Annotated in this window: 14 protein-coding genes; 8 read left to right on the forward strand and 6 right to left on the reverse strand. The window is 71.9% G+C overall.

Translation table 11 applies throughout. From position 1 onward, the window contains the following. Nucleotides 1-97 precede the first annotated feature (97 nt). The gene (locus tag ACFZDK_RS35370; protein ID WP_390978331.1) at nt 98-856 is read right to left on the reverse strand and encodes an alpha/beta hydrolase; all 759 of its coding nucleotides are present in this window, start codon (nt 854-856) and stop codon (nt 98-100) included. Nucleotides 857-1038: 182 nt separating this feature from the next. Beyond that, a complete protein-coding gene (locus ACFZDK_RS35375) occupies nt 1039-2256 on the reverse strand; it encodes a 4-hydroxybenzoate 3-monooxygenase (RefSeq protein ID WP_390978333.1) in 1218 nt (405 codons plus the stop codon). Nucleotides 2257-2588: 332 nt separating this feature from the next. Here ACFZDK_RS35375 and ACFZDK_RS35380 point away from each other — a divergent pair, with 332 nt between their 5' ends. Continuing rightward, nucleotides 2589-3020, forward strand: a complete 432-nt coding sequence (locus tag ACFZDK_RS35380) for a universal stress protein (protein WP_390978335.1) — start codon at nt 2589-2591, stop codon at nt 3018-3020. A gap of 121 nt (nt 3021-3141) precedes the next feature. Here the strand turns inward: ACFZDK_RS35380 and ACFZDK_RS35385 are convergent, their stop codons facing one another. The 3 genes from ACFZDK_RS35385 to ACFZDK_RS35395 form a co-directional block, all read right to left on the reverse strand. Further along, nucleotides 3142-3777, reverse strand: coding sequence for a hypothetical protein (locus tag ACFZDK_RS35385; RefSeq protein ID WP_390978337.1), 636 nt, complete (start codon nt 3775-3777; stop codon nt 3142-3144). Then, on the reverse strand, nt 3774-4358 hold the full coding sequence (locus ACFZDK_RS35390; protein WP_390978339.1) for a sigma-70 family RNA polymerase sigma factor: 585 nt from the start codon (nt 4356-4358) through the stop codon (nt 3774-3776). The genes ACFZDK_RS35385 and ACFZDK_RS35390 overlap by 4 nt, the downstream gene beginning before the upstream one ends. Before the next feature lie 72 nt (nt 4359-4430). Further along, a complete protein-coding gene (locus ACFZDK_RS35395; protein WP_390978341.1) occupies nt 4431-4940 on the reverse strand; it encodes a MarR family transcriptional regulator in 510 nt (169 codons plus the stop codon). 263 nt (nt 4941-5203) lie between these two features. Between ACFZDK_RS35395 and ACFZDK_RS35400 the strand changes: the two genes are divergently transcribed. Continuing rightward, on the forward strand, nt 5204-6466 hold the full coding sequence (locus ACFZDK_RS35400) for an MFS transporter (RefSeq protein WP_390978343.1): 1263 nt from the start codon (nt 5204-5206) through the stop codon (nt 6464-6466). Nucleotides 6467-6576: 110 nt separating this feature from the next. On the opposite strand, the gene ACFZDK_RS35405 is transcribed toward ACFZDK_RS35400, so the two are convergent. Then, nucleotides 6577-7497 carry a LysR family transcriptional regulator gene (locus tag ACFZDK_RS35405; RefSeq protein WP_390978345.1) on the reverse strand — a complete coding sequence of 307 codons (921 nt, stop codon included), beginning with the start codon at nt 7495-7497 and terminating at the stop codon, nt 6577-6579. 131 nt (nt 7498-7628) lie between these two features. On the opposite strand from ACFZDK_RS35405, the gene ACFZDK_RS35410 reads away from it, so the two are divergent. The 6 genes from ACFZDK_RS35410 (at nt 7629) to ACFZDK_RS35435 (ending at nt 13911) form a co-directional block, all read left to right on the forward strand. Further along, nucleotides 7629-8609, forward strand: coding sequence for a fumarylacetoacetate hydrolase family protein (locus tag ACFZDK_RS35410; RefSeq protein WP_390978347.1), 981 nt, complete (start codon nt 7629-7631; stop codon nt 8607-8609). Beyond that, the gene (locus ACFZDK_RS35415; protein WP_390978349.1) at nt 8606-9562 is read left to right on the forward strand and encodes a cyclase family protein; all 957 of its coding nucleotides are present in this window, start codon (nt 8606-8608) and stop codon (nt 9560-9562) included. Before ACFZDK_RS35410 ends, ACFZDK_RS35415 begins: the two co-directional genes overlap by 4 nt. 159 nt (nt 9563-9721) lie before the next feature. Next, nucleotides 9722-10870: an FAD-dependent monooxygenase gene (locus ACFZDK_RS35420; RefSeq protein ID WP_390978351.1), complete on the forward strand. Its 1149-nt coding sequence runs from the start codon at nt 9722-9724 to the stop codon at nt 10868-10870. Then, the gene (locus tag ACFZDK_RS35425; RefSeq protein WP_390978353.1) at nt 10867-11874 is read left to right on the forward strand and encodes an amidohydrolase family protein; all 1008 of its coding nucleotides are present in this window, start codon (nt 10867-10869) and stop codon (nt 11872-11874) included. The genes ACFZDK_RS35420 and ACFZDK_RS35425 overlap by 4 nt, the downstream gene beginning before the upstream one ends. Before the next feature lie 24 nt (nt 11875-11898). Continuing rightward, on the forward strand, nt 11899-12837 hold the full coding sequence (locus tag ACFZDK_RS35430; protein WP_390978355.1) for a VOC family protein: 939 nt from the start codon (nt 11899-11901) through the stop codon (nt 12835-12837). Between the two features lie 102 nt (nt 12838-12939). Next, a complete protein-coding gene (locus tag ACFZDK_RS35435) occupies nt 12940-13911 on the forward strand; it encodes a fumarylacetoacetate hydrolase family protein (RefSeq protein WP_390978357.1) in 972 nt (323 codons plus the stop codon). Nucleotides 13912-13975 lie beyond the last annotated feature (64 nt).

Consider the following 13975-nt stretch of genomic DNA (forward strand, 5'->3'; position numbering starts at 1 on the left):
CCCCACCATTAGCGCACCGCAACGAGTCTCCCATTCTCGGACGCGGCCTCCTGTGAGCGCGCTACTGCGCTCAGTGGCGCCTGAGGCGCGCGTCGGGTCACTTCAGGTGCCGGGTGAAGAACTGCGCCGCGGAATCTCCCGCGAACTGCGGGACGCCGGTGTGGCCGCCCATGTTGGCGTGCAGGGACTTCTCCTTGGAGCCGAAGGCATCGAAGAGGTCCAGGGCCGCCTGCCGGTCGTTCCCCTCGTCGTCCCACTGCAGCAGGACGTGCAGCGGAATGGTGACCTGCCGGGCCTCCTCGAACATGGCGCGGGGCACGAAGCTCCCGGCGAAGAGACCGGCGGCCGCGAGGCGCGGCTCGACCACGGCGAGGCGGACACCGAGGGAGATCAGTCCCCCCGAGTACCCGACCGGGCCGCCGATCTCCGGCAGCGTCAGGAGGGCGTCAAGGGTGGTCCGCCATTCCGGGACCGCCTTGTCGACGAGTGGGAGGATCAGGGCGTCGATGATCTCGTCGCTGACCGGCTCGCCGGCCTCCACGGCCCGGCGCAGGTCGGCGCGCGACTGCTCGACGGCGGCCCAGCGGGGCCGGTCACCGCTCCCGGGGAGTTCGATGGTGACCGTGGCGAAGCCGTCCGCCGCGGCACGCCTGGCCCGCGCCACCAGTCGGGGGTACATCCTGCGCACCCCGAGCGGGGGGTGGCCGAGCAGGATCAGCGGGACCGGCGCGGACGCGGATGCCGAGGCGGGTGTCCACAGGATGCCGGGGATCTCGCCGAGGGTGAACTCACGTTCGCGGACGCCGTCGTCGAGGCGCTGTTCGGAAGTGAAGTGAAGGGCCAAGGGAAGGGCCATGGTCGTGCCTTTCGGGAGTGCTCTTGAAATGGCGCTCCCGGACGACCTATCGCCCGACCGTGACCCCGGAGGGAAGCACCCATGTCGATTCGTTCACGGGTACCACCTCCTCGTTCTCTCGCACGGCCTCCGGAAAGGTAGCAACGCCCGCTGCGGTCCGCCAACGGGTTTTCCGCGGAGGCTCAACGGTCCGTGGGCACGGGGCTGTCCTGGGCCGGGTCGAGGCCGGTCATCAGTTCCGCGAAGGCCTGGGCGGCCTTCGGGGAGGTGAAGAGGCGGTCGAGGCGGGCGCGGGCCAGGTTGCGCAGGAACGGGCCGGAGTCGGTGTCGTCGCCGGCGTCGTGGACCGTGCGGGTGAGCCAGTGGGAGAACTCCTGGTCGTTCCAGACGCGGCGCAGACAGCGCTGGGAGTAGGTGCGCAGTCCGGTGTCGTCGTGGTCGCGGACGTGGTCCCGGACGGCGCGGGCGAAGAGATCGGCGTCGTACAGGGCGAGGTTCATGCCTTTGCCGCCCATCGGGGACACGATGTGGGCCGCGTCCCCGACCAGGAACAGGCGGCCGTACTGCATGGGGTCGTGGACCAGGCTGCGCAGTCGGAAGGTCTCGCGGTCGGTGATCGGGCCGGAGGTGAGGGCGGGGTCGGCGAGCCTGGTGCGCAGGGCGTCCCAGACGCGCTGGTCGGGCCAGGCGTCGGGGTGGTCGTCGGGCGGGCACTGGAGGTAGTAGCGACTGCTGTGCGGTCCGCGGGGGAAGTGCGCGGCGAAGCCCTGCGGGCTGACGGCGAGCAGGGGGTGGGCGGGGGGCGGGGCGTCGGCGAGGACGGTGAGCCAGCCGATGCCGTGGTCGAGGGCGTGGGCGGTGAGGACGCCGTCGGGGACGGCGGTGCGGGTGACGCCGTGATCACCGTCGCAGCCGGCGACGAAGGCGCAGGTGATCGCGTGCGGGGTGCCGTCGGCGGACCGGTAGCGGACGGTCGGGTGGTCGCCGGTGAGGTCGTGCAGGGAGACGTCGGCCACCTCGTAGCGCACATCGCCGCCGCCGGCGAGGTGGGCGGCGGTGAGCTTCTGGACCAGGACCTGCTGGGGACACAGGCGGGCCCCGGGGCCTGCGGAACCGTCGCTGTCGTCGACGAGTCGGCTCTCGCCGTCCACCCGGAACTCCAGGATGCCGTCGTGCGGCGGGCCGGCCAGCACCAGGTCGGCCAGCCCCCAGGACTCGAACATGCGCACGGCGCGGCTCTCCACGATGCCGGCCCGCTGTCGCTGCGCCACGTACTCCTGGCTGCGGCTCTCCAGGACCACACAGTCCACGCCGGATCTGCGCAGCAGATTGGCGACGGTCAGCCCGGCCGGACCCGCGCCGATCACCACGACCGTCGCGGACTCCGATGTCTCGCCCAACTCGCGCTCCCCCACGGCCACTTGGCACCTCCGCACGTCAGCCTAACCGGATACGGCGGATGGTGAGGCGGCGCGCTCCAGATCGGGTCGGCGCCTTCAGGCCGGCGCCGACCACGGCTTGCCGCACGGCTGACACCGGCCCGATCCCGGCAGTTCAATGGCTGTTACACGGATCACTGTGCCGTTGGCCGGTGGCGAGTGAGATGATCACAGGGTGGGGATGGGAAGCACTCGTTCGGCGCCGGACGCGCCGACCCGCCACGCCGCGATCCGGCGTTCCTGACCATCGAGTCGCCCTTCCACGTCCCCGGAAGAAGGGAAGAAGAGTGTCCGTGTTCCAGCGCATCCTGGTGGCCGTCGATCCCAGCCCCGCCCGCCACTCCGCCGTGCGGCTGGCCGGCGAGCTGGCGCAGCTGGCGAACGCCGAGGTCCGCGTCATACACGTCATCGCCTCCGCCGCCTCCATCGCCGCGGTCGTCCCCCTGGAGGAGGACACCGAGGCCCAGGCCGTCCTCGACGAGGCGCTGACGGCGCTGCGCGCGAAGGGGGTCAAGGCCGAGGGGACCCTCGTCCGAGGGCTCACCACGCAGGTCGCGGCCGCCATCTCCGAGACGGCTGAGGAGTTCGCCGCCGATCTCATCGTCCTCAGCCCCCATCACCGGGGTGCCGTCGAGGCGCTGTTCGACCCGCGCGTCAGCGACGCCGTCGCGCACCACACCAACACGGCGATCCTGCTCGCCCCGGAAGGCGGCCAGGAGGCCTGACCGGCGAAGCCGCCACACCCGGGGGCCCGCCGCCGACGGCAGATCCGCGGCGGGCCCCCGGGCGTCAAATCCACGGCGGGCCCGAGGCGTTCGGCCGTATGCCGCCGCGGGCTCCGAGCCGTCACTTCTCGATGCCGAACGCCTGGCGGAACTCCTTCCTGGTGTCGGCCGAGGCCATGTTCGCTCCGCACACCGGTACGACGCCGTCCTTGGTGGCGGCCACGATGTAGTGCCCGCCGACCGAGAAGGTCAGCCGCTCCGGCCGGCCCGCGCCGCCGTCGAGCCGCACCGATTCCGCGCCGCCGCCGCGGAACCACTGGTCGACGCGGAAGGAGACCGAGGAACCCTTGACGGAGGTGACCGTTCCCTCGAAGAGCGTCGGGTAGGGGCGCAGCAGGTCGGGGACAGGCTCCCTGCACTTGGCGGAGGCGGAGCCGGGAGCCATGGTGAGGGCGAGGGCGAGGGGTTGTGCCGTGGGCGGGTGCGTGTCGTCGTGCGTCCTCATCCCTCCGGCGATGCCGCCCCCGGCCAGGATCAGCGCGACAGCCGCCGCCAGGGCGAAGCGGTGTCCGCGTCCCCGTGCGGGGGCCGCTTTCGTGGGGTGAGTGGGGATGCCTGCGGTGGCGCCGTGCCGCTCGGCGGACCCGTCGCCGTTCAGGGCGCCCGCGACGAGGCAGTCGATGTCGGGCGGCGGAGCGTCCGCGGTCAGTGCCGGATCCGCGGCCCTCAGCCGGGCCAGCAGTTCGTCGTCGTTCACTGACCGCCCCTCGCCTCGTCCGTCCCGTGTCCGGACCGCGCCGTGTTCTCTCGTCCCGTCCGACCCGTCCGCAGTCGCGTCGAGAGCTTCTTCTTCGCCCGGTGCAGCCGCATGCTCACCGCGTTGGCGGTCAGGCCCGTCACCTCCGCGATCTGACGCGGGCCCAGCTCCTCCCACGCCCACAACCGGACCACCTCGCGGTCGAGTTCCCCGAACTCGGCGAGCGCGGCGTGCAGGTCGCCGTGGTCGGCGGCGCCGGCCGGCTGCTGCGGCCGGGTCCGCATCAGCCGGTCCAGCAGGCGCAGTCTGCGACCGTCGGCCCGGTGGGCGTTCGCGAGGCAGCCCCGTGCGACGCCGTAGCACCACGGCAGTACGTCGTCGGGGTCGGGCGCGCCATCGGCACCGAGTCCGGGAACGTCGTCGATACGGCGCCACAGCACCAGCAGTGTCTCCGACAGGACGTCCTCGGCCGTGTCGGCGTGCGTCCGTCGCAGCAGGTACCGGTGCAGCGGTTCCGCCACCACGTGCGCCAGTCTCTCGAAACGCTTCTGCCGCTGCCGGCGCGTCTCCTGTTCGGTCATGGATTCCACGCTCTGTCCTGTCCGGCAGCGCCCGGTTCCTTTCGACTCCGTCGCACCGGAGAAGAAAAGGTTCTACCGGCGCCGCCAGGGCAGGGCTTCCCGCTCGTCGCTGTCGGCGTCCATGCGCTGGAGGGCGGCGTTGATCACCTCGCCGATCTCGGCGAACTGGGTCACCTGCTCCGGGGTGAGGGCGTCGAAGACGCCCCGGCGGACCGCCTCCACATGGCCGGGTGCCTCGCGCTCCAGGAGGCGTACACCCTCCTCGGTGAGGACGGCGAGCTGGTTGCGCCGGCTGGCGGGGTCCTCGCGGCGGTCGACGTACCCGGCCTCCTGGAGACGGGTCACGGCGTGCGTGAGGCGGCTTCGGGTGATCTTGAGGCGTTCGGCCAGCTCGGACATGGTGAGCGAGTGCTCCTTGACCGACGACAGGTTGGCCAGGAGGGTGTAGTCGGCGTGCGTCATCCCCGCGTCGCGGCGCAGCTGCCGGTTCAGGTGGTCGGACAGGTGGGTGGAGAACTGGACGTAGGCGAGCCACGCCCGTCGTTCCTCGGGGGTCAGCCAGCGGGGCGTCGTCGCGGTCATGACCCCAGCCTAACGATTCACGTTTGAATGTTCACACCTTGACCGAGGGTCTGCTCATCCATGCCGTGGATGAGCCGGATACGGGATTCGGATCGCGTGGGGGATGGCGACCGGGCTCGCGGACGCCCCATAGTCGTCCGTACCCCGCACGTCGCTGTCCGGACCAGCCGCCGGTGCGCGGGTTCCTCCCCGCATGCCGTGCGCCTTCCGTGGCGTCCCTGCCGGCATGCCCGCTCCGTTCGTTCGCCGTCCCTGGAGTCGCCATGCCCGGTTCCGTGCCCCCGTCCCCTGTCGTGGCGGAAGACGCCGCCGCGTCACCCGTCGCCGTGTCGGGGCCCGCGCATCTGCTGCGGGTGACCCTGCTGATGGCGGGCAGCTGTCTGCCGATCCTCGGCGCGGTGCTGATCGCGCCCGTGCTGCCGAAGATGCAGGACCAGTTCGCGTCCGTGCCCGGCGCCAAGGCGCTGGTGCCGCTCGCGCTGACCGTACCGGCGCTGGCGCTTGCGCTGCTGGCGCCGATCGCCGGGGTGATCGTGGACCGGCTGGGCCGTAAGCGCCTGCTGGTCGTGGCGACCCTGCTGTATGCCGTGTTCGGTACCGCCCCGCTGTGGCTGGACTCCCTCGGGGCGATCATCGCCAGCCGCGCGCTGGTCGGTGTCGCCGAGGCCGCGATCATGACCTGCTGCACCACGCTGATCGGCGACTACTACTCCGGGCAGCGGCGGGTGAAGTACCTCGCCCTGCAGACCATGTGCGCCTCCGCCTCGGCCACCGTCTTCTTCGTGCTCGGCGGCGCGGCCGGGTCGGCCGGGTGGCGGGTGCCGTTCTGGGTGTACGCCGTGAGTCTCGTCCTCGCGCCGCTGATGGCCTCCGCGCTGCCGAGCCCGGCGACCGGGGGTACGTCCGCGACGGCCGGCTCCGCCGGGGGCCGACGCCCGTTCCCCCGGCGGCAGTTGGGCGGGATCTGCGCCCTGACCTTCTTCGGGGCGATGGTGTTCTACACCGTCCCGGTCGAGATGTCCTACCTGCTCGACGACCTCGGGGTGAAGAACTCCGGGGTGATCGGGCTGGCCACCGCGATCGCGAGTGCCGCCACGGTGGGCGGTGCCGTGACCTTCGCGCGGCTGAAGAGGTCCCCCGATCCGATGCTGCCCGCCGTGCTCGGCGTCTGCGCGGTCGGGTTCGGGCTGATGTTCCTCGCGGGGAGCGCTCCCTTGCTGGTCGTCGGGGCGGTCGTCAACTGTGTGGGTACGGGGATGCTGTTGCCGGCGCTGCTCACCAGCGCGATGTCGCGGCTGGCGTTCGAGGACCGGGGGCGGGGGACGGGGCTGTGGATGGCCGCGTTCTTCGGTGGGGAGTTCGTGTGTCCGCTGGTGCTGCTCGTCGGGGAGTCTGCGGTGGGGACGCTCGCCGGGGCGGTGGGGGTGCTCGGGGTGGCCTGTGCGGTGGTGGCGGGTGCGTTGTTCGTTGTGCGGAGGCGGGCGGGGGCGGTGGATCCCCGGCCGTTGCCTGAGCGGTTGGCCTGAGGCGGAAGGCGCCTATGGATGTGCCGCAGTCGTGTGTGTGGCGACTGCGGCGCCGTCGTGGCTTGTCGCGCCCACGCGGCGGAGCCGCATATCGATACCGCCCCGCGCCCCTAAAGGGGCGCTTTGGCTTGCGTCAGTGTTGCGCCTACCTCTGCTGCCTTCTCGCGGAGCCAGATGTGGGCGGCGTCCTGGGCGTGGACGGGGTGCCACCACATGGCTTCCTGGACGGGGACGGCCTCGAAGGGGCAGGGAAGGACGCGTACCGCGGCGGAGGGGGCGACCTTGCGGATGAGGCGTTCCTGGATCATCGCCACGCGGCGGGTGCCCTCGACCATGTACGGGAGCAGTTGGAAGGTCTGTACGGAGACCTCCACCCGGGGGCTGATGCCGAGCATGCTGAGCTGGCGGGCGGCCGGGGCGTCGTACGGGCGCTGGTAGACGGCCCAGGGCAGCTGCGCCAGGTGGTCCAGGGTGAGGGAGGTGCCGACCTCGGGGTTGTCGTCGGCGACCATGCACAGCCAGCGGTCCTGGTGGAGGTCGACGGCGGGGAAGCCGTCGATGATGCCGTGCGGGAGCAGCAGTCCGTCGATGGTGCTCAGGGTGGTGGCGGGGTTCTCCTCGATGTTCGGCGGGGTGTGCCGGAAGGTGAGGCGGATGCCCGGTGCCTCACGGTGCAGGGCGCGCGCGAGGGGGGCGCCGAAGACGGCCGCGCCGTAGTCGGAGGCGAGCAGGGTGAACTCGCGGGTCTCCGCCGCCGGGTCGAAGTCGGGCTGGCTGGAGAAGACCCGGTCCAGCAGGTCGCAGGCGGTGGCGCTGCGGTCGCGCAGCGAGGCGCCGAGGGGGGTCAGCTCGTAGGAGTTGCCGGCGCGGGCGAGCAGTTCGTCGTCGAAATGGCGGCGCAGCCGGGCCAGCGCCGCGCTCATGGCGGGCTGGCTCAGTCCGATGCGTTCGCCGGCGCGGGTGACGTTGCGTTCCTCCAGCAGCGCGCGCAGGGCGACGACCAGGTTGAGGTCGAGTCGGGAGAGGTTCACCGGGTACCGCCTAGCCAGTCGAGGGCCGCCGAGAGCCATCCATGCCGTCGATTCGGCACATCCACAGGATCTATTTCCGTGATCCGCCGATCAGGGCCACAGTAGACCGCAACCCCGCAGGAGGAAATCTGATGGCAACGCTCGCGCAACCTGCCGGCCCGTTCGCGCTCGGCACGTTCTCCGTCCCGGACCGGGAGCCGTTCCCCGGTCTGCTGGCCCGGGAACAGGTGCTCGACCTGAGCAGAGCGCTCGACTGGGCGCCGACCGGCCTGCGCGCCGTGGTGGAGCGGTGGGAGGAGACCCTCCCCGTGCTGCACGACCTCGCGGACGACGTGACCCTGGACTGGCAGCCGCTGGACGGTCTGCGGGTGCACGCGCCGGTCGAGCCCCGGCAGATCTTCCAGTCCGGCGCCAACTACCGGCAGCACGTGATCGACCTGGAGGTCGCGCACCGCTCCCCCGACGACCCGCGCACGGTCGAGGAGGCCCGGGCGGAGATCGCCGCGGTGATGGACCGGCGGGCGGCCGAGGACCTGCCGTACGTCTTCATCGGGCTGCCGACGACGATCGCCGGGCCGTACGACGATGTCGTGCTCCCCGAGTGGGCCGAGCAGCCGGACTGGGAGCTGGAGCTGGCGGCCGTCATCGCCAGGCCCGCCTACCGGGTGCCGGTCGAGGAGGCCCTGGAGTACGTCGCCGGGTACACGATCGCCAACGACCTCACCGACCGGGCGACCGTCTTCCGCCGGGACATGAAGGCCATCGGCACGGACTGGCTGCGCTGCAAGAACGCGCCGGGGTTCACCCCGCTCGGGCCGTGGCTGGTGCCGGCCGCCTCGATCGCCGACCCGGGTGACCTGCGGGTGACGCTGAAGCTGAACGGCGACACCATGCAGGACGAGTCGACGAAGGACATGCTCTTCGGGATCGCGCGTCTGGTGTCGTACATCTCGCAGACGGCCCGGCTGCTGCCCGGGGACCTGGTGCTCACCGGCAGCCCGGCCGGGAACGGCATCCACTGGGGGCGGCTGCTGCGGGACGGCGACGTGATGGAGGGGGCCGTGACCGGGCTCGGTGCGCAGCGCACCCGTTGTGTGAAGGAGTCGGCGTGAACCGGCAGGATCCCGAGGGTGCGATCACCGAGGCCGCCAAGGCGTACTCGAACTGGGGGCGTTGGGGCGCGGACGACGTGCTCGGCACCCTGAACTTCCTGGACGAGGCCAAGCGGCGCGAGGGGGCCGCGCTGGTGCGGCGGGGGGTCAGCTTCTCGCTGTCGCAGGCCTTCGACATGGACGGCCCGCAGAAGGGCTGGCGGCGCCGGACCAACCCGGTGCACACCATGCTGGACACCGGTACCGACGCGGCCCTCGGCAACCAGGGTTTCCCGCACGGCATCGGCGGCGCCGACGACGTGATCGCGATGCCGTTGCAGTGCTCCACCCAGTGGGACGGGCTCGGGCACATCTTCGACCACGGCAAGGCCTGGAACGGGCGGGACGCGGCGCGCACGGTCACCTCCGACGGCGACCTCGTCACCGGCATCGAGCACATGGCGCCGTACGTCGCGGGGCGCGGGGTGCTGCTCGATGTGGGCCGAGTGGTGGGCTCCGAGGGCGAGTTGCCCGACGGGTTCGCCATCACCGAGGCGCATCTGACGGCGACCGCCGAGGCCCACGGGGTGACCGTCGGCCGCGGGGACATCGTCCTCGTCCGCACCGGGCGGCTGGCCCGGGCCCGGCGGGAGGGCTGGGGCGAGTACGCGGGCGGGCCGGCCCCGGGCCTGTCGTTCACGACCGCCGGGTGGCTGCACGGCACCGAGATCGCCGCGATCGCCACCGACACCTGGGGGTTCGAGGTGCGGCCGAACGAGTTCGAGCACGCCTTCCAGCCGCTGCACCAGGTCGCCATCCCCAACATGGGGCTGCTCATCGGCGAGATGTGGGACCTCGACGCGCTCGCCGCGGACTGCGCGGCCGACGGCGAGTACGCGTTCTGGCTGACCGCCGCTCCCCTGCCCATCACCGGGGCCGTCGGTTCGCCGGTCAACCCCATCGCCGTCAAGTAGCCCCGCACGACCGCCGGATGTGCCGCACTCCCCGGACAGCGGCGGCGCATCCGGCCCTCCGCTCCCCCATCTCTCCCCCGGCCCGCGCCATCTGCGGGCAGGAGCCGCATCCACGCCGCCCGAAGTCGCGCGGCCCAACCCCGGGAGGTATCCCCCGACATGGCTGACCGCCTCACCCCTACCGTCCTCGTCGTCGGCGGAGGCACCTCCGGTAACGCCCTGACGGTCCTGCTGCGCCGGGCCGGGATCGCCGTCGATCTCGTCGAGGCGAGCCCCGACTGGAAGGCCGTGGCCGGTTCCGGCATCACCCTGCAGGGCAACGCGCTGCGGGTGCTGCGCGAGGTCGGCGTCCTGGAGGACGTCGAGAAGGACGGGTACGCCGCCAACGGGGTCGCCGTCCTCGCCCCCGACGGCACCGTGATCCACGCCCACGAGGAACTCCGCACCGGCGGCGACCAGTTGCCCGCCCACATCGGCATGCAGCGACCCAGACTCCAGCAGCATCTGATCGACCGGGTGCGCGCCTCGGGCGCCGACGTCCGGCTCGGCACCACCGCCACCGCGTTCGAGCAGGACGACCAGGGTGTCGACGTCACCTTCTCCGACGGCACGAGCCGCCGGTACGACCTGGTGGCCGGCGCCGACGGCCTGCACTCCGCGACCCGCCGGATGATCGGCATCACCGACGAGCCGGAGCCCGTCGGCATGGGGATCTGGCGGGCCCCCGCGCCCCGCCCGGCCGGCGTATCCCGCACCGAGATGATCTACGGCGGTCGCTGCTTCATAGCCGGCTACTGCCCGACCAGCGAGGACACGGTCTACACCTACCTCGTCGAACCGGCCCGCGACCGCGCCGCCATCGACCCGGCCTCGTACGCCGACGAGATGCGGGCGCTCAGCGAGGGCTACGGCGGCGCCTGGAAGGAGCTGCGCGAGGCGTTCACCGACCCCTCGGTCGTCAACTACACGTGGTTCGACCGGCACTTGGTGGAGGGCCTCTGGCACCGGGGCCGGGTGGTGCTCGTGGGCGACGCCGCGCACGCCTGCCCGCCCACCTTCGCCCAGGGCGCCGCGATGTCCCTGGAGGACGTCCTGGTCCTGGCCGAGCTGCTGACCGGCCTGGACGACTGGGACACCCAATCCCTCGACCGGGTGCTCACCGGCTACCACGCCCGGCGGCTGCCCCGGGTGCGTTTGGTCGTCGACGCCTCCTGTCAGCTCACCGACTGGATGCTCGAAGGCCGGCGCGACGCGGACGTGCCCGGGCTGATGGGCCGTACTCTCACCGCTCTCAAGGAACTGCCGTGACCGAGCCCGGGTCGACACCGACCATCGACGTCCACGCCCATCTCCTGCTCCCGGACGTGGAGCAGGCCGTCGCCGGACAGCCGGGGCTGGCCGAGGCCCGCGCTCTGGACGCCCGCCGCAACGGACCGGCCGCGCTGGCCGTGAACGGGCCGATGGTCGGGCAGCGGGTGCCCCGGCTGACGGATGTCGCCGTGCGGCTGGCCGCGATGGACGCGCAGGGCGTGGACGTACAGCTGGTCAGCCCGTCACCGTCGCACTACCACTACTGGGCGGACGCACAACTGGCCGACCGGGTCTGCCGGTTGGCCAACGAGGGCACCGCCGGGCACTGCGCGAAGGCCCCCGACCGGCTGTACGGCCTCGGGCTGGTCCCGCTCCAGCACCCGGAACTGGCAACGGAGTTGCTCGACGACGCGGTGGCGCAGGGGCTGCGGGGCGTGGAGATCTCCTCACACGCGCCCGGCCGCGAGCTGTCGCACCCGGCCTATGAGCCCTTCTGGGCCCGGGCGGAGGAGACGGGGGCGCTGGTCTTCCTGCACCCGTTCGGCTGCACGCTGGACGAGCGCCTGGACCGGTGGTACCTGTCCAACACGGTCGGCCAGCCCACCGAGAACGCCGTCGCGCTCTCGCACCTGATCTTCTCGGGTGTCCTGGACCGTCATCCGCGCCTGAAGCTGATCGCCGCGCACGGCGGCGGTTATCTGCCGACCCACCTGGGCCGCTCCGACCACGCCTGGCGGGCCCGCCCCGACGCCCGGGACTGCGCGCGGGAGCCGAGCAGCTACCTCAAGCAGCTGTACTTCGACTCCCTCGTCCACGACCCGCACGTACTGCGGGAGTTGGTGCGGGTCGCGGGCGCGGACCGGGTGCTCCTCGGCTCCGACTTCCCCTTCGACATGGGCACCGAGGACCCGCTGGGCGCGCTGCGGGCGGCCGGCCTGCCCGACCCCGACTTCCATGCCGTCCGCGGCGCCACCGCCGCCGTACTGCTGAACCTGTGCTGATTCCGTTCTGAGGAGGAACCCCCCATGAGCAACCGTCTGCTCACCCACCTCCGGCACGTCGACCTCGCCGTGCCCGACTACGACAAGCAGCTGGACTTCTACGCCGGTGTCTGGGGTCTGACCAAGGTCGCCGAGGACTCGGGCATCTCCTTCCTGGCCGCCGAGGGCTCGCCCGAGCAGTACGTCGTCCGGCTGCGCAAGGCCGACGAGAAGCGGCTCGACCTGGTGTCCTACGGCGCCGCCTCCGCTGCGGACGTCGACATCCTCGCCGAGCAACTCCTTGCGGGCGGAGTGCAGTTGATCTCGCAGCCGGGCAAGGTCGACACTCCCGGGGGCGGTTACGGCTTCCGGTTCTTCGACGTGGACGGCCGCACCGTCGAGGTCTCCGCGGACGTCGAGGTACGGCAGCACCGCAGGATCGAGGAGAAGGAGTCGATCCCGGTCAAGCTGTCGCACGTCGTGCTCAACTCGCCGGACCTGGACCGGACCCGCGCCTGGTACGAGGAGCACCTCGGCTTCCGGCTCTCCGACACCCTGAGCTCGCCGCACATGGGCGAGGTCATGCACTTCATGCGGATCTCCGACCAGCACCACTCGATGGCCCTCGCGAAGGGCCCGCACACCTCGCTGCACCACGTGTCCTTCGAGATGCGCGGCATCGACGAGTACATGCGCGGCTCCGGCCGGGTGATCCGGGCCGGCTTCAAGAAGGTCTGGGGTCCGGGCCGGCACATGGCCGGTGACAACACCTTCACCTACTTCCTCGACCCGCACGGCAACACGGTCGAGTACACGACCGAGCTGGAGCTCCTCGACGAGGACACCTGGCACCCGAGCGTCTACGACTTCTCCAGGCCCGAGGTCACCGACCAGTGGGGCACCGCCAACCCGATGAACGAGCTGGTCGCCAAGGAGTCGTTCAACGACGTCGACCGCGGTGTCTTCGTGGCCCCGCCGGTCTGACCTCCCCGAGTTCCGGGGGTGCGGCGATCCCCTGTCACTGCCCTGACTGCCCGCCGCACCCCCGGGTCCGCGCCACCCGTTCTCCTGACGACAGGACCTCCCATGCGCTTCGCCACGTACGAGTACCGCTCCCGACGCCATGTGGCCGTCGTCGACACGGACGGCACGCTGTATCCGCTCCCCGGTGTCAGCTCACTGGCCGCGCTGCTCGGGGCGTGCGGAGGGCTGCCCGAACTCCTGGCGGCGGGCGCGGCGATGCTCGACGTGCCGGCCGGCCCGAACGTGTCGGAGGTACGGCTGCTCCCGCCGCTCGAACCGCCCACCGTGCGGGACTTCGTGACCTTCGAGGAGCATGTCGAGGGCGTACGGCGGTCCATCGACGGCAACGCGGGCGTGCCGGAGCAGTGGTACGCGGCGCCGACCTTCTACTTCACCAACCCCTACGCGGTGTACGGCCCGCACGACGACATCCCTGTACCCCCCGGTTCGCAGGTGCTGGACTTCGAGCTCGAAGTCGCCGCGGTGATCGGCAGGGAGGGCCGCGACCTCACCCCGGAACAGGCCCGAGAGCACATCGTCGGCTACACCGTCTTCAACGACTGGTCCGCCCGCGACCTGCAGTCCGCCGAGATGAAGGTGAACCTCGGCCCCTGCAAGGGCAAGGACACCGCCACCACCCTGGGCCCTTACCTGGTCACCGCCGACGAGTTCGAGAAGCACCGGGACCCGGACGGCTTCCTGCGGCTCGCGCTCACCGCCTCGGTGAACGGCGAGGTGGTCGGCGAGGACCTGCTGTCCAACATGAGCTGGACCTTCGAGGAGATGGTCGCCTACGCCTCGCGCGGCACCTGGGTGCGCCCGGGCGACGTACTCGGCTCGGGCACCTGCGGCAACGGCGGCTGCCTGGCCGAGCTGTGGGGGGTGCGGGGCAGGCAGGACCCGCCGCCGCTGAAGCCGGGTGACACCGTCACGCTCACCGTCGAGGGCATCGGCAGCGTCTCCAACACGGTGGTCGCCGGGCCCGATCCGCTCCCGCTGCCGACCGCCCGGCGCCGCACCCGGGAGCGGCCGTGACGCGACCGTCCGGGAGACCCCACCCGGCCGCCGTACGCGCCGCTTCCTGAACCGAGAGCAACAG

It is taken from the genome of Streptomyces sp. NPDC007901, assembly GCF_042959465.1.
GTDB lineage: Bacteria > Actinomycetota > Actinomycetes > Streptomycetales > Streptomycetaceae > Streptomyces.